The organism is Vibrio sp. 10N.286.52.C3 (assembly GCF_041468865.1).
Classification (GTDB): domain Bacteria; phylum Pseudomonadota; class Gammaproteobacteria; order Enterobacterales; family Vibrionaceae; genus Vibrio; species Vibrio crassostreae_C.
Window position 1 is genome coordinate 966 of record NZ_JBFRJM010000063.1, and the last position, 15,434, is coordinate 16,399.

At 44.3% G+C, this 15,434-nt stretch carries 14 protein-coding genes; 5 read left to right on the plus strand and 9 right to left on the minus strand.

From position 1 onward, the window contains the following. Positions 1–1,327: Ig-like domain-containing protein (locus tag AB4138_RS19695; protein WP_372307387.1), on the minus strand; the 1,327-nt coding region annotated here is incomplete at its 3' end. 402 nt (positions 1,328–1,729) lie between these two features. On the opposite strand from AB4138_RS19695, the gene AB4138_RS19700 reads away from it, so the two are divergent. The 4 genes from AB4138_RS19700 (at position 1,730) to AB4138_RS19715 (ending at position 6,282) form a co-directional block, all read left to right on the plus strand. Continuing rightward, complete coding sequence (locus AB4138_RS19700; RefSeq protein ID WP_017062307.1) at positions 1,730–3,037, plus strand: TolC family outer membrane protein; 1,308 nt, start codon at positions 1,730–1,732, stop codon at positions 3,035–3,037. Then, on the plus strand, positions 3,037–3,654 hold the full coding sequence (locus tag AB4138_RS19705) for an OmpA family protein (protein WP_372307390.1): 618 nt from the start codon (positions 3,037–3,039) through the stop codon (positions 3,652–3,654). The genes AB4138_RS19700 and AB4138_RS19705 overlap by 1 nt, the downstream gene beginning before the upstream one ends. A gap of 135 nt (positions 3,655–3,789) precedes the next feature. Then, positions 3,790–4,140, plus strand: coding sequence for a DUF2750 domain-containing protein (locus AB4138_RS19710; protein ID WP_017062305.1), 351 nt, complete (start codon positions 3,790–3,792; stop codon positions 4,138–4,140). A 162-nt stretch (positions 4,141–4,302) separates the two neighbouring features. Further along, positions 4,303–6,282, plus strand: coding sequence for a diguanylate cyclase (locus tag AB4138_RS19715; protein WP_136974303.1), 1,980 nt, complete (start codon positions 4,303–4,305; stop codon positions 6,280–6,282). 7 nt (positions 6,283–6,289) lie between these two features. Here AB4138_RS19715 and queC read toward each other — a convergent pair whose 3' ends face one another. Further along, the gene (gene queC / locus AB4138_RS19720) at positions 6,290–6,985 is read right to left on the minus strand and encodes a 7-cyano-7-deazaguanine synthase QueC (RefSeq protein WP_243583528.1); all 696 of its coding nucleotides are present in this window, start codon (positions 6,983–6,985) and stop codon (positions 6,290–6,292) included. Between the two features lie 58 nt (positions 6,986–7,043). Next, on the minus strand, positions 7,044–7,712 hold the full coding sequence (queE, locus tag AB4138_RS19725; protein ID WP_346762947.1) for a 7-carboxy-7-deazaguanine synthase QueE: 669 nt from the start codon (positions 7,710–7,712) through the stop codon (positions 7,044–7,046). Positions 7,713–7,896: 184 nt separating this feature from the next. On the opposite strand from queE, the gene AB4138_RS19730 reads away from it, so the two are divergent. Continuing rightward, the gene (locus AB4138_RS19730) at positions 7,897–8,706 is read left to right on the plus strand and encodes a Cof-type HAD-IIB family hydrolase (protein ID WP_017062301.1); all 810 of its coding nucleotides are present in this window, start codon (positions 7,897–7,899) and stop codon (positions 8,704–8,706) included. A 100-nt stretch (positions 8,707–8,806) separates the two neighbouring features. Here AB4138_RS19730 and AB4138_RS19735 read toward each other — a convergent pair whose 3' ends face one another. The 6 genes from AB4138_RS19735 to prpF form a co-directional block, all read right to left on the minus strand. Next, positions 8,807–10,219: an NUDIX domain-containing protein gene (locus tag AB4138_RS19735; protein ID WP_029235369.1), complete on the minus strand. Its 1,413-nt coding sequence runs from the start codon at positions 10,217–10,219 to the stop codon at positions 8,807–8,809. A gap of 86 nt (positions 10,220–10,305) precedes the next feature. After that, a complete protein-coding gene (locus tag AB4138_RS19740) occupies positions 10,306–10,785 on the minus strand; it encodes a GNAT family N-acetyltransferase (RefSeq protein ID WP_009846623.1) in 480 nt (159 codons plus the stop codon). Between the two features lie 215 nt (positions 10,786–11,000). Further along, a complete protein-coding gene (locus AB4138_RS19745) occupies positions 11,001–11,402 on the minus strand; it encodes a glycine zipper domain-containing protein (protein WP_004733606.1) in 402 nt (133 codons plus the stop codon). A gap of 236 nt (positions 11,403–11,638) precedes the next feature. Further along, positions 11,639–12,085, minus strand: a complete 447-nt coding sequence (locus AB4138_RS19750; protein WP_050648228.1) for a hypothetical protein — start codon at positions 12,083–12,085, stop codon at positions 11,639–11,641. A 147-nt stretch (positions 12,086–12,232) separates the two neighbouring features. Next, positions 12,233–14,137 (minus strand): propionyl-CoA synthetase, encoded by a 1,905-nt coding sequence (locus AB4138_RS19755; protein WP_372112908.1) that lies wholly within the window; start codon positions 14,135–14,137, stop codon positions 12,233–12,235. A gap of 118 nt (positions 14,138–14,255) precedes the next feature. Next, positions 14,256–15,428: a 2-methylaconitate cis-trans isomerase PrpF gene (gene prpF / locus AB4138_RS19760; RefSeq protein ID WP_372112918.1), complete on the minus strand. Its 1,173-nt coding sequence runs from the start codon at positions 15,426–15,428 to the stop codon at positions 14,256–14,258. Positions 15,429–15,434: the final 6 nt, after the last annotated feature.

Below are 15,434 nucleotides of genomic sequence, written 5' to 3' on the forward strand. Positions count from 1 at the left end.
TCACCGTCGCTTCCGCTGTCGAGCCGTAACCGTCGGTCATCACCATCTGGTAATCGCCACTGTTCGTGCCTTGCTCGAAGTCGTTCACCTCCGCCGAAACGCCCGCTGTCGTGATGCTGATGTTGCCGGCCGCATCCACACTGTAGAAACCGTCTTCACTGATGGTGCTTAAGGTGCCGTCACTGTGTTTGAACTCGTATTTGGTCACGCCATCCAGATCGCTGCCGGACAAGGTACCCACCACCGCGCCCGCCACTTGGTTTTCCGCATAACTTAGTTCTTGGTTAAAAAATAAAGAGTCGTCATCTACAGGCGTCACGCCAATATCAACAGTAATAGTATCTGTGCCTCCATTCCCGTCGCTAACTACAACGGTGAAGCTATCGCTTCCGTTGTAGTTTTCGTCTGGCGTATAGGTCCAATTACCATTTTCATCAACGACTACAGAACCGTTTGACGGATCTGTGCCTTTTGAGAATGTTAACGAGTCTCCGTCCGTATCTGTTGCGTTTAGCGTTCCGCTTACTGGGGTATCTTCGTCGGTGGTTACTGAAAGGTCATTACCTATCGGCGCGTCATTTACGGGAGTTACGCCAACGTTAACCGTAATTGTGTCAGTACCACCATTTCCATCATCGACGATAACCGTAAAGCTATCGGTACCGTTGAAGTTTTCGTTGGGGGTATAAGTCCAATCACCATTTTCATCGACAACGACAGTACCGTTTGATGGATCGGTGAACTTAACGAAAGACAGCGAATCGCCATCTTCATCTGATGCTGACAACGTTCCGCTTACTGGAGTATCTTCATCGGTTGTAAATGAGAGAGTGTCACCGACAGGCGAGTTATTGGTATCAACAAAGGTAGGGGCGCTATTAGTTTGCTCAAACGAACGGAATTGCTCTAGAAGGCTCAGGCTTTGAGTTCGCGACATGCCCAGCGCTTCAAATCCCGTTGTTATAAATTCGGTTGCTGGGATCGTTTCTTCACCGTCTCGCTCTACAGTCCCACTAGTTGCCAAGCTAGAACCATTTTGACCAGCAGCGGTAGCGAACTCATCTCCTAACTCAGTAGGGTCTTCACCTTCTTCTAATGCGGCAAAAATATTTGCGATATCCTGGTCTAGTTCAACTTCACCGTCTTCAGGTGAAAAACGCTTAACTGATACCTGAGGTTCATTAGGTCCATTTTGAGATTCAAGAGTTACATCTCCAGCCTGTAGAGGCTCTCCCTCTTCGAGTACTCTAACCGTGCCATCAACTGAAATAACAATGCGCTGACCCAATGCAAGAGCACCGGTCAAATTCAATGCTGTAATGTCCATATCAACCCCTAAAAACCATTTTCGCTTGTCACGTCAACTTTGTGACATCTTATTTATAATATTAGCCTAAATATAACATTTAACATCACATAATTCCTAGTTATGAATCGTGCATTTAACATACCGAGTGACAAGGTAATGACGCTGATCACATCACACAATAATGAAAGTGCTCACACTATCAATATAAGTTATTGTGTTTGCGAAAAATAACAGAGCTAAAAACGTAAAATTGACGTTCTCAAAATCATCATAAAACGCACAGCAAACTGTTAACAACTTTACAACCATTTACGGTAGCTTCTCGAGCGAACGTTATTTTTTTGGCGGTTCATCTAAATTTCGTATCTAGCACATTAAAAAGCGTAGGTTTAGATGCAGTCCAATTTGGAGAGATGGAAATTGAATTACATTCAAACGACAACATTAGGGTTAGCTATAGCGCTAAGTTTGCCGACAACAGCACAAACCTTAGAGCAAGCCGTTGCGTTTACATTAGAAAGCAACCCTGAAATCAAAAGTGCTTATAACGAATATATCAGTAAGCGTTATCTTAACGACGCTTCTGGTGGTGCTTATCGACCAAGTATAGACTTAGATGGTGGGATTGGTTATGAACATACTGATCTAGCAACCAACCAAGACACTACCGATCTGACTAGAAAAGAAGCAACGATCACCTTGACCCAGTTAATATGGGATGGCGCTAATACATCCAATGATATTGACCGTACTGCGGCTGATGCAGAGTCCGTGCGCTATCAACTACTATCTAACGCGCAAGACATCGCTTTAGAAGTAACAAAGGTTTATCTTGATGCAGTGAAAGCCTATGAAGTGCTTTCTCTTTCGGAAAGTAACTTAGCGACGCACAAAGAGATATATAACGATATTCGTAAGCGCGTGGAGTCAGGAATTGGCTCGACAGCAGATATGTCACAAGTTGAAGCTCGTATTGCGAAAGCGCACGGGAATTTGCTTGCTGCTCAAAACAACCTTTTTGATACGCATACTCAGTTTAAAAGACTTGTTGGTCAATCTCCTTTAGGGTTAACTTTCCCTCGCGCAGATGCCGGTGCAATTCCTTATACCGTTGATGGTGCGTTGGCAAAAGCGTTTAACCAGCATCCAGTCATTAAGATTGCACAAGCCGATGTTGACTCAGCGAAGTTCCAATACAAACAATCTAAGAGTACCAACTACCCGACTGTTTCTTTTGAAGCCGCTCAAACTTGGCGTGATGACGCCGGTGGTACAGAAGGCAGCAGCGATGAGTTTTCTGCCATGGTTCGTTTAAGATACAACCTTTACAATGGTGGTTCGGATCAAGACCGCACAGAAAGTGCAGCCTACCAACTCAACAAAGCCAAGGACCTTCGCGAAAGTACTTACCGCAATGTAGAAGAGAGTCTACGTCTATCATGGAGCGCACTTGATTTAACGGTTCAGCAAAAAGAGTTCCTATCTGACCACGTAGACTCGGCATCAGACACGGTAATATCATATGAGAAACAATACCGTATCGGTAAACGTACCCTTCTCGACTTACTTAACACTGAGAATGAATTATTCGAAGCTCGTAAAGGCTATTTAGATGCTAAGTATGACGAGCAATACGCAAAATATCGCGTAATGAACGCAACTGGTAACCTACTCATCGGTTTACGAGTTGAGATCCCAGAAGAATGGAATGAAAAGGTGGAATATTAATGAAGCTTACCAACACAGTATTATCGCTTTGCTTCATGGTTGTATCTGCCAATGCTTTAGCTGAAAACAACGAAGATGAATTCGAATATCGCGCTCTACCGCCGGTCAGTCAAATTTACGATCTTCAAGATGATGACAATGACGGTGTAATAAACGCGCGAGATTTATGTCCCGATACACAAATTGGTGCCGAGATCGATAACGACGGTTGTGGATCATATTTCGAGTCATCGGAAAAGAAAGAGCTGCATATACTCTTCGCTAATAATTCAACGGAAATAAACCCTGTCTTTCTAGGGCAGATACGCCAAATGGCGGCATTTTTAAAGCGCTACGAAAGTACCAGCATTGAATTGCAAGGTTATGCCAGCAAAGTAGGTAACGCGGAACATAACCTAAAGCTTTCGAAAGAACGTGCATCACATGTAAGACGAGCGCTAATTAGCAACGGTATTCAGCCATCTAGAGTCAACATCGTAGGTCATGGTGATTCTGAATTCAGCAGTGATGACACCCAAATCAATCACGCACTACATCGAAAAGTTGTTGCTTCCGTTGTTGGATTTAAGGGTAATATCAAAGAAGAATGGCACATCTTCACCAAAATTAAAAAGTAGGCGTACCCAGCTTTTACCATACTGAAACGTTATCTTAAGTTAACGTTTCAGTATGGTGATAATTCCTTGAATAGCATATACCTAAGCCGTCTATAATGTTAATCTTGCCACGTTATCAACATAGAGAATTAATCCATGAGCAAACTAACAGCTGATACTCAAGCAAATCTAGAACTTTTCGTTTCTGAAACACAAGAAACTAAACTGGTATGGGGCCTTCGCAACGAAGAAGGTTGGCTAGCATGTGACTCAAGTGAATTCGAAAACAGCGAAGTGATGCCATTCTGGTCTTCAAAAGAAGATGCTCAAACTCACAACGTTGAAGAGTGGGCTGACTTCGAAGTATTAGAAATTCCACTAGATATCTTTGTAGAAGATTGGTTACTGACTCTTGCTGAAGACGGCGTTCTTGTTGGTACTAACTGGAATGCAACATTAGAAGGCAAAGAACTTGAGCCTTCTGACCTAGCGAAATTATACATCTAATTTCCGATATCGGTCGCACGATTCGCGCGACCGATATACCTCTGATTAGTATCAATAAATTAGAGACCTACCTCGCATAACCACGTAGTCGCACCATTCAAAATTTGAAGCAACATCAAACTAATAATAGAATATCGTTCTTTATCTGATTGATCGTCTCTTGTGAATCACTTCGTTTTTGTTACCTTTCTACTATTCATTAGCTTTTGTTCTTATAGCCAAGTATCAACATCAGATCGTGACCACAATTCACCAGTCTATACCTCCAATCTAAGCTCTACTCCAAATGCTGATTGGAACGCGCTTTATCTCTCTACTTTAAACCACTCTCCTGAGCGCGCATTAAACATGCTGCAAACACGCTACATCGGCTCAACGGTTTATGGAGATAAGCTTTACCTTGCGTCTCTTCTGTATCAATACATGAGCCACCGAGATCAGCCGTTCTACGGAATCGCTTCAAACGACAATGACTACCAAGCGATAGAAACAGCGTTTATTTCTGCTCTGAGGAAAGACGGCAAAGGCCAATATGAACAAGCACAACAAGGCTTTCTAACACTTTTGGCGAAAATGCAATCTCGCAGTGATTTAACTGGTAAAGCCTTACTAAAGTACCAGCTATGCCGATCGCTTAACGAGCAAGCTAAATACCATCAAGCGAACTATTACTGCTCTGCCCTTCAGTCAGATTTACATGACATCGCTGACCCTGTATTACCAAAATTCGGGACTTATCGAGTCATCGCGAACAATCATCATTTCCGCAGTGACTATCAAGCTGCACTAGACACCTACCTATCACTAATAAACGTGTTTCCACAAGGGCATGATATTTCAGGGGTTTACAACGATGTGGGTAACTTGCTCAAAGAATTAAAGCAATATGAAAAATCGGCGGAGTATCTAGAGCAAGCTCTCATTCTCAGAGTAAACGCTTCAGATTTAATGAAAGCACAAGTGCATCACAGCCTTGCGGATCTCTACCTTAACCAAGAGCAAAGTGAACTAGCAATTCACCACTTTCAGACAGCAAGAACACTGCTGAGCTCAACGTCGCATAGCTACGGTATTGCACTCACAAGTCTTGGCTTAGGAAAAGCGTACACTCAAACGAAAAACTATGATGTGGCGAGAACCTACCTAATTGAGTCTCTTTCAGCTTCGAGCGAACTGAGCAATGATGTCATTCGCATCAATGCTTACTTGGCGATCAGCGATATGTTCGAAGAACAGAAACTGCCAACGGAAGCACTCAACTATGCTCAACAAGCGCTAGAATTAGCTGAACAAGTCACAAGGCATAAATACATCGCGCAGTCACTTCTTCAGCTTTCTGATATTCATCAATCACTCAGCGATTACCAACAAGCTTTCTATTTCTACCAGCGATACTCGTCAATACAAATGGAAGCTAGAGATATCGACAATCGACTCGCACTCGAAGCGCTCGGCCTGACGCACGCCAAATATGAACAAGAACTAGAAAGCTCTTTCCTGACACATCAGACGAAACTCGACCGCGTTCAAATTGAAAAAATGGAACATCAAAGATGGATGTACAACATCGTTGTTATTCTGTTGCTTTGCGCTGCAAGCTTCACGGTATTGATAAACAAAACGGTTCGCGCAAAAGCAGCAATTGATGGCTTAACGAAAGCATATAGCCGAACTGAGATAATTCGAAGAATCAAAAGAGTGAAACGCTGTAAAGGGACGGACAAACAGCATGTGCTCGTGCTGCTCGATCTAGATAAGTTTAAGAAGATTAATGATGAGCATGGGCACCCTACTGGTGATCGGGCACTGGTCCATATTAGTGATCAAATTAGAAAACACTTAGTGAATGGTGAATTGTTTGGTCGCTTAGGGGGTGAAGAATTTGTCATCATATTAACCGATACCCCACCAGCAGAGGTACGAGAACGCGTTGAAGAGTTGCACTACGCCATTTCAAGCACTGTCTTTTTATCAGAAAGCAAAAAGTCACTTAATGTGACCGCGAGTTTTGCTTATCTAGCAACCTCAAACGCATTAAGTGACTTTGATGACTTGTATTCAGTGCTCGACCAAGCACTCTATCAAGCCAAAAGCAACGGCCGAAACTGCATCATTGATGCTTACAACGAACCAATTGATTGACCTGAGGTTATTTATTCTCAGTCTGTTTGCGAACCAACTCAGCCATAATACCTTCACGATCACCTAGGTAATCGTTAAGGCCAACTTTACGCAGTTCACACGCTGGGCAATCGCCACAACCATCCCCGACAATGCCATTGTAACAAGTCAGTGTTTTATTTCGAACAAGCTCAAGTGCTGAGTACTGGTCGGCCAACGCCCATGTTTCAGCTTTGTTGAGCCACATTAACGGTGTTTTAATATCAAGCGGCTTGTCCATACCTTGTACAAGCGCAGAGTTCATCGCCTTCACAAAGTCATTACGACAATCAGGGTAACCAGAAAAGTCTGTTTCACACACACCTGTAATCACGGTTTCAGCACCGATTTGGTAAGCGTAAATACCCGCTAGAGTCAGAAATAGAATATTACGACCAGGAACGAATGAATTCGGCAGCCCATTCTCTTGCAGCTCATGAGACACAGGAATATCGTCACGAGTCAAAGAGCTGATAGCCAGTTCATTCAACAGAGTCACATCCATCACTTTGTGCGCTTTCACACCAAGCTCTTTCGACAATGACTCAGCAACTTCAATCTCGAGTCTATGGCGCTGACCATAATCAAACGTAATCGCATGAACTTCATCATACTCTTTTAATGCTTGAACAAGACACGTTGTTGAGTCTTGACCACCACTGAATACTACCACTGCTTTTTTCATCTTAAATCCTTACGAGAACCTTCTACTAGCGACTTATCTTGCCCAGTAAAAATACAACCTATGCGATGCTCAAATATTTGTGAGTTTGTATTGATAAGCGCCAATTGCGCTCAATGCAGGTATCAATACAAAGCTGAGTAGCGCGGTCTTTTTGGCTGATTGGTTGCAGAGCGATAACAGTGTCGTTAGGAACTGCTGCTCGCTCCAATAAACCGTCAAGTTGTTCGATGTCTTTGCTTGTACCTACTGGATGCTTAATTTCGTTAGCACGTTGCAAGGCGCTATCTAAGATTTCCAGTTTCGCTTTCATCGCCACTTTCGGTGACACCGTAACCCAAGTGTCCGGTGTGGCTTTAACTTCTGATGTTCCGCTAGTCTCAATCTGACAGCGACAACCGTGCTGCTCAAACGCTTCAGTAAGAGGAACAAGATCATAAATGCATGGCTCACCACCAGTAATCACAATGTGCTTAGCAGTGTAACCTTGCTTGATATATTCATTCACGATTCCTTGAGCATCGATTGCTGACCAAGTAGGTGAATCTTCTGTCTTAACCATAATATCGCCAAGGCTGGTTTCCTCTTCTGGCAACGCTTCCCAGGTCTGCTTGGTATCACACCAAGAACAGCCCACTGGGCAAATTTGCAGACGAACAAAAACAGCGGGAACGCCAGTAAACACGCCCTCACCCTGAATGGTTTCAAACATTTCATTAATCTTGTACAACTTTCCCTCAGCTCAATCATTTGATGAAATTAATCAACCGCAGACCTTAAAGCACTTCCCCCTTTTGGTCAAACAAATGAGTACTGATAAATGAGTTGATCAAAGCCCTAGCCTGAACTTTCAAGTTCCCTTATCCTTTCGCCCATAGATTTCGTTAGCTTTTAATTTTTTAGTAAGGAACAACATGTACAAACTGATTGCTCTTGATATGGATGGCACACTACTCAACAGTGAAAAAGTGATTTCTCAAGAGAACAAAGACGCAATCGCCAAAGCACGAGCTGCAGGTGTGAAAGTAGTTCTCGCTTCTGGTCGCCCTTTAGAAGGCATGCAAAGCAAATTAGATGAGCTTTCGATTGACGGCGAAGATGACTTTGTACTCTTCTACAACGGCTCTATGGTTCAGAACGTATCGACAAAAGAGATCATTCACAGTGAGATCAGCAACGGTAAAGCCGCAAAAGAGATTGCTGCCCTCGCTGAACAGCTTGGTGGTTATGTCCATGCTTTCAGCAAGATCCACGGCTTAATCACACCTGAGAACAATGAGTACACTGGTATTGAAGCGCGTATTAATTGCTTAGATATAACCGAGTTCGACTTTTCTCAACTAGAAGATGACCACGAAATCATCAAAACTATGATTGTCGCTGAACCAAGCAAGCTGACTGAAATCATCGGTAAGTTGCCACAAGAGCTTAAGACTCAGTTTACTATCGTACAAAGTGCACCATTCTTCTTAGAGTTCCTAAACCCGAAATCAAACAAGGGTGTCGGTATTGAAGCGATAGCGAAACACTTAGGCATTAAAGCGGAAGAAGTCATCTGCATGGGTGATGCTGAAAACGATCACCATATGCTTGAATACGCAGGCCTTGGCATTGCAATGGAAAACGCAATGGAAGAAACCAAGAAACTGGCGGATCACATCACAGCTAGCAACGACGACCATGGTGTAGCGGTCGCGATTGAGAAGTTTATCTTCAACTCATAAACGCTCAACAGGTTCTAATAAGAATTACTTTTTGCTTGTTTCAGAAATGACAAAGGCTGTGCACTGCACAGCCTTTTTGATTTTGTGTTAGTCGAGTCGCTTACTCTCTTTTCCATGGCAGACGAAATGCCACCACACCAAACAGAATCAAGATTGGGAAACGTAACGTTTCAACAATAAATGAAGCAATACCGCTGAAAGAGACAAAGCTTCCAGCCCAGCTAATCAGCAGATTTCCCGCTAACAACATCGCCATCACTCCAAGAACGATCTTGAATGAGAACTGACCAACCAAAGGTTTCGAGTCTGTTAACGTCACTAGGCATGCAATCGTCATCAAAATCGCCACCCAGAATGAGAATGTTGGCAGTGGCCATATCACCGTCAGAACAATCGACAGTAAGCACAATGCCCACCAAACACCTTTAGAACTCAATAAGGCGCTAATATCAACATCCGGTTTCGCGTCTAATCTCACGATATGCCACGTCGTTAAAGCGCCTAATACGCCACCCATTAATACATCACTAAAAAACGCACTACCTGAATAAGACTTAAATAGCATGATCCACAGCAGGCCAGCGAGCACTACCAGAATGGCTTTTTGCTCCAAGAGGCGCTTTAGTTTCCAAAAGACTAACAAGGTTAAACTGACCCACAAGGCAGCCAACAGACTTGGAAAACTATACCCACTGCTCATCACCAGTTTCAATGTTGGCATGTAAGCGTGTGGACGTGGAAAACCAAAACCTTGGTGCGCGATTAAAGTAAGTAGTGTCACCGAGATCAAAGTGAAGCCAAACTTCAACGCGAAGTTACGGCCAAAGTACCAAGCAATTAACGGCAATATCACAATGAAGACCCATGGCTTGGCCAACAAGTCAGTCAAAAGCACAGTATTCGCAAATACGCTTGGCATCTTATCGAACGTGTTTTGAAGTGACACAATCCAATTTAATTCAACTTGATGGACTTTGGGTGCCGCGCCCACCAGCTCAGTCACATACGTCACCGGTTGATCTGTCGCAGATAAAAACAGCTCGTTAATCTCAGACCACTGTTCTGGGTAGCGGTATTGGTGATCTTGCAATTCAGTAGGAGGAAGTAACATCGCTCGGCTGACTTCCACGCCATAATGAGGAGCAAACCAAATCGGCAGCTCAAAGCCACCTAACTCATTTCGAGCCTTGTAACTGATCACTTCAGAGTCAGAAATACAATCAAACACGACGGCACTGTCGGTATAACCTAGCACATCACCGACCGTTACCGACAAACCAGCCTCTTCCCACGTTTCACGTTGCGCCGCGACGGCTGGCGGCTCACCTGAAACAACAGTGCCTCCCGGTAGAGACAATTGACCGGTGATCAACTCATCAACCAACACGATTTGGTTATCAGCACGTACTACACACAAGGCGCCCGCGATATGATCGGGCAAAGTGTCGTTTGCCCAAGCGGAAGTAGTACTCAAAAGAGACAGTATGAAAACTAATAAATATCGAATAACCAACGAGTTTACCTAAAAAATAATAGAAGAATATTGAAGACTGCTGTTGCAGTTGAACTATTGTAATCAAAGCCACACAAAATCGCTGTCTACGTTTTGTGCAAAGCCTTCCTCATCCATTGAATGTGAGGTGTGAACCCCATTTTTTGATAGAAGTCCTTGGCAGGCGAGTTAAAGTCCCAAACTTCTACAAAGACTTGTTCAACCCCATAATCATCAAAAGTACTTTCAACTTTGTTAAACAACTTTTCAGCAATCGATTCTTTTCGATAATCAGGCAAGACAAACAGTTCATCGACACTTCCCATCGGCACTGGTTTGCTGACCGTTGAGATAAGCTCACAAAAATGCCCAGAGATAAAGCCAACAATGAGCTCTCCTTTTAATGCCACATAAACCAAACATTCAGGGTCATCCAAGTATCGTGCAATGCTTTTTTCCTGCTCAATCTCTTCTGCCGTTTTAAAGTGCTCTGGGCTAGCAAGGTGGTGGTGATGGTGGAGATCGAACATTAACTCGTTAAGTTGTTCTAAATCCGCGTGCTTTGCGGCCCTTAAGGTGACATTCATGACTATTGCGCTTCTCAAACCAAATTAATATCTAAACTGAGTCTAGTGTACTTGGCGTGAGTATCTATACAAGTTATTGAATTAATTCATTGTTTGAAGTGTGTATTTTAGATACAAAAACGGCCACATTACGTGGCCATTCTGTTTGAATGATTTTGAATTAAACGAATATCGAAGCTATGTTTTTTGCTGTGGCTTTTGCTGTAGCTTCAGCTTTATGCACCGTTATCTTCTTTCTCTTCTTTGAGATCAGCAAGCTGTTGTTCCAGTTCAATAAGCTTAATTTCCGCCTCTACTTCCGCAACTCGCTTTTCTGCATCAGTGCGATTGTCTTGCGCTAGACCATCAGCAGTAACTTGGGTTCGTTGTGCGTTTCTTGCATCATCCGTATCTTTCATTGAACCAGCAACACCACCAGTCACACCACCCAATGCAGCCCCCTTCGCGGCTAAGCTCGCATCTCCAGTTAGAGCGCCAGCTGTCGCTCCTAATAAAGCACCGCCCACAGCACCACGATTACGTGCAGCATTCTCATTTTCGTTATCCATTGCTGGTGATGCGCAACCAGAAAGAGTCACAATCAGTGTCGCTAAAAGAAAAGGTTTAGTGAATTTCATAGGAGTCTCGCTTAGTTCTTCGTTTGGAGTAGAGCCATCTTAAGCAGAACCGTTAATGAGATAAATAAAGCCACGTTTAGACGATACATCATGTTCAGTTATGTATCATTCAACCATCGCATAAGTGCTTATTGATATATATCTTTGAGCTCGCTTTAGCCTGACAAACAAAAAAGGCGACCAATAAGGTCGCCTCAATCGAGCTTTCTCTATAATTCTTGCCTTTCACATATCTCTTAGCCTTTAGACCAAAAGTTTTGCATGTTTGCTACGCTAGGTGGTGGCCTAACACCACAATCTCGATAATGATTTTTATCGCCGATCCCCAGTATCTTGCCATTTTCGTCATCAATCATAGCCGCAACTTTAACACCGTCTCCCACATGGCGAGTTAACACGACAATTTCACCAGCTCTTTCAGACCTTACTGCGCCTAAGATTTGATATTCGTAGCGGCCTTTCCTTGAATTAACGATCATCTTCGAGTTAATAGGGTCGGCTTCATATCCCACACCAATATCAAAAACCGCTTGATAGAGATCGACGCCAGTCTTTGATACACATTTAAATACCTTGGGATGACTCAAAGGTTCTAACAACGCTCTACTCGCTTCATCCTTTGAAATACTGGCACTAGCAGCACCACTGACCAATAAAGCAATCAACAAAAAGTAAGCTCGCATAAAAAGACCTCAATATGTGGGATTCATAATGAGGTCATAGTAAACGCAATGGATAAGCGGATGAATAAAGTAGAGTTTAGGTAAACCATCACGCCGGATTATGTATAAATCAACAAGCCGAAGGTGAGATTACCTAAACTGCGACGTCTATTTGCCGAGCTTTTCAGCAATTTCAGCTAAGCTGGTAGGGTCGTCAATAGTTGAAGGCACCACATATTGTTCACCTTCTGCGATCTGCCGGATCGTTCTACGTAAGATCTTACCTGAGCGTGTCTTAGGTAACCTCTCAACAACCAAGGCTTGCTTAAAACAAGCTACCGCGCCGATCTCATTACGAACCTTGCCAACCAATTCCCTTTGCAACTCAATGCCATCGACTTTTACGCCATCTTTTAACACAACTAGACCTAAAGGAAGTTGTCCTTTCAAGTCATCGTGAATCCCGACTACCGCACATTCTGCAATGGCTGGGTGACCACCCACGATCTCTTCCATTTCTCCAGTCGACAGACGGTGTCCCGCTACGTTTATCACATCGTCGATACGGCCCATAATAAATAGATACCCATCTTCATCGAGATAGCCACCGTCCCCAGAAACATAATAGCCTGGGAATTGGCTCAGATAGCCAGATTCAAATCGATCATGATTACGCCAAACCGTTGGCAGACAACCGGGTGGTAGTGGACGTTTGAGTGCAACAAAGCCTTGCTGATTAGGCTGTGCCGTTTCACCCAATTCATTAAGAATCTCGACTTGGTAACCGGGCACAGGCTTAGTTGAAGAACCTGCTTTCACTGGCAAAGATTCCAGCCCTGTCGGATTGGCAGAAATAGCCCAACCCGTTTCGGTTTGCCACCAGTGGTCAATAACCGGTTTATTGGTATGAGACTCAACCCAATCCAATGTTGGCGGGTCCAAACGCTCTCCCGCCATAAAAATCGACTTGAGCGATGATAAGTCATACTTGGTGAGTAACTCGCCTTCAGGATCTTCTTTCTTGATAGCTCTAAATGCCGTTGGCGCAGAAAATAACACATCGACGTTGTACTCTTCACACACACGCCAGAATGCCCCCGGATCTGGCGTTCTAACTGGCTTTCCTTCAAACAAGATGGTTGTGCAACCATGAATCAATGGCGCATACACAATATAGGAATGCCCCACTACCCAGCCGACATCAGAAGCCGCCCAAAACACACCATCTTGCGGCATATCGTAGATAGTGCTCATCGAGTATTTCATCGCGACCGCATGACCACCATTATCGCGCACCACGCCTTTTGGCTTACCCGTCGTCCCTGATGTATACAAGATATATAGTGGGTCAGTCGCTAGAACAGGCACACATACGTGAGGCAAAGCATCCTCAACAGCTTGCTGCCAAAGTACATCACGTTCGTTGTTCAATTCGGCTAGAGACTGCTCTCTTTGGAATACCACCACTTTCTCAGGCTTCCATCGGCTGTCCATGATCGCGCGATCGACCATCGGCTTATATGGCAGGACTTTATTTATCTCGACACCGCAGGATGCAGTAATCAACACCTTGGGCTCGGCATCTTCAATTCGAACGGCAAGCTCATGAGGGGCAAAACCACCAAACACCACCGAATGCACTGCACCTAGTCGTGCACAGGCCAACATTGCCATCGCCGCTTCAGGAATCATTGGCATGTAGATCACCACACGATCACCTTTGGTAACGCCTTGCGTGGCTAACATACCAGCGACTTTAGCCACTTGGTTACGCAATTGATTGTAAGTGTACGAGGATTGAGTTCCTGTAACTGGAGAGTCGTAAATCAGTGCGGTATTGTCACCTCGCCCATTTTCACAATGATAATCCAGCGCGAGCCAGCAGGTGTTCATCACCCCATCAGGAAACCAACGCTCAATTCCGTTATCGTCAGTTTGTAATATCGTTTTTGGTGGTTCAAACCAATCTATCGCTTGTGATTGTGTTTCCCAAAACGAATTTGGGTCTTCCCTCGCCCATTGATACTCGGTGATGTAATCTGTTTTTCTAGTCATTCGATTCGTAGCAGACATAGTGCCTCCTCCATGATTTATCCATTAGTCCAAGCGACTAGCTTTTAACAGTTTCACTTGGGTGCACTCTTTTCTCAGCGTTGTATTCGTGAACATTTAACCGTTCACGACAATCGCTTTACTTGGGAAAAGGCACACGAATGGCACCTTCCATGATCACTCGGGCACTACGACTCATAATCGCCCTCTCTATTTTCCACCCACTTTCGGCCTGCAGCGCTTTCGCACCTACCTTTAAGGTTCCTGACGGGTGTCCAAAGGTCACGAAATCACGACTTCCCTCACCGGCTGCCAAGTTCACTAAGGTGCCAGGAACACTTGCCGCTGAAGCAATAGCAACCGCAGCCGTACCCATCATGGCATGGTGCAGTTGCCCCATAGACAAAGCACGCACCAGAAGGTCAGTATCTTCGACAGCAACCGACTTACCACTGGAAGCTTGGTACGCTTGAGGCTTAGCAACAAACGCGACTTTAGGTGTATGTTGACATGATTCAGCTTGTTCTAAAGAATCAATAAGACCCATTGCTACTGCACCATGTGCTCGTATGGATTCAAACAGAGCCAAGGCTTTGGTATCACTATTGATATCTGACTGAAGTTCAGTGCCTTGGTAGCCAACCGATTCAGCATCAACAAAAATGGTGGGTATCCCAGCATTAATGTATGTCGCTTTGATGCAACCCAGATCGGGAACATCTAAAAAATCGACAACATTCCCTGTTGGGAACATAGAGCCACTCGCATCGGCGGGGTCTAGGAAATCAACTTGGATCTCAGCGGCGGGGAAAGTCACACCGTCGAGTTCAAAATCACCTAACTCTTGAACTTCGCCACCAGCGATAGGTACATGAACAATAATGGTTTTCTCTATGTTCACTTGCCATACTCGCACCTCGACCACACCGTTTTCTGGAATACGATTCGAGTCGACTAGGCCACTATGAATAGCAAATGGGCCCACTGCAGCAGACAGATTGCCGCAGTTACCGCTCCAATCAACGAACGGCTGGTCTATTGCTACTTGGCCGAATAGGTAATCAACATCGTGATCGGCTTTACTACTTTTCGAAACAATAACGGTTTTACTGGTACTGGATGTTGCACCACCCATGCCATCGGTTTGTTTGCCATAAGGATCTGGACTACCAATCACGCGCAGAAGTAATGCGTCTCGAGCTTCTCCGGCAACTTGCGCAGCCTCAGGTAAGTCACTTAAGTTGAAGAAAACGCCTTTGCTTGTTCCGCCCCGCATGTAGGTAGCAGGTACTTTTATCTGTTTATTTGTCATCATAAG

Bases quoted from the DNA above. Each gene is read 5' to 3' on its own strand.
- AB4138_RS19705 (WP_372307390.1), top strand. From the start codon at position 3,037: ATGAAGCTTACCAACACAGTATTATCGCTTTGCTTCATGGTTGTATCT.
- AB4138_RS19710 (WP_017062305.1), top strand. From the start codon at position 3,790: ATGAGCAAACTAACAGCTGATACTCAAGCAAATCTAGAACTTTTCGTT.
- queC (WP_243583528.1), bottom strand. From the start codon at position 6,985: ATGAAAAAAGCAGTGGTAGTATTCAGTGGTGGTCAAGACTCAACAACG.
- AB4138_RS19730 (WP_017062301.1), top strand. From the start codon at position 7,897: ATGTACAAACTGATTGCTCTTGATATGGATGGCACACTACTCAACAGT.
- AB4138_RS19740 (WP_009846623.1), bottom strand. From the start codon at position 10,785: ATGAATGTCACCTTAAGGGCCGCAAAGCACGCGGATTTAGAACAACTT.
- AB4138_RS19745 (WP_004733606.1), bottom strand. From the start codon at position 11,402: ATGAAATTCACTAAACCTTTTCTTTTAGCGACACTGATTGTGACTCTT.
- AB4138_RS19750 (WP_050648228.1), bottom strand. From the start codon at position 12,085: ATGCGAGCTTACTTTTTGTTGATTGCTTTATTGGTCAGTGGTGCTGCT.
- AB4138_RS19755 (WP_372112908.1), bottom strand. From the start codon at position 14,137: ATGTCTGCTACGAATCGAATGACTAGAAAAACAGATTACATCACCGAG.
- prpF (WP_372112918.1), bottom strand. From the start codon at position 15,428: ATGACAAATAAACAGATAAAAGTACCTGCTACCTACATGCGGGGCGGA.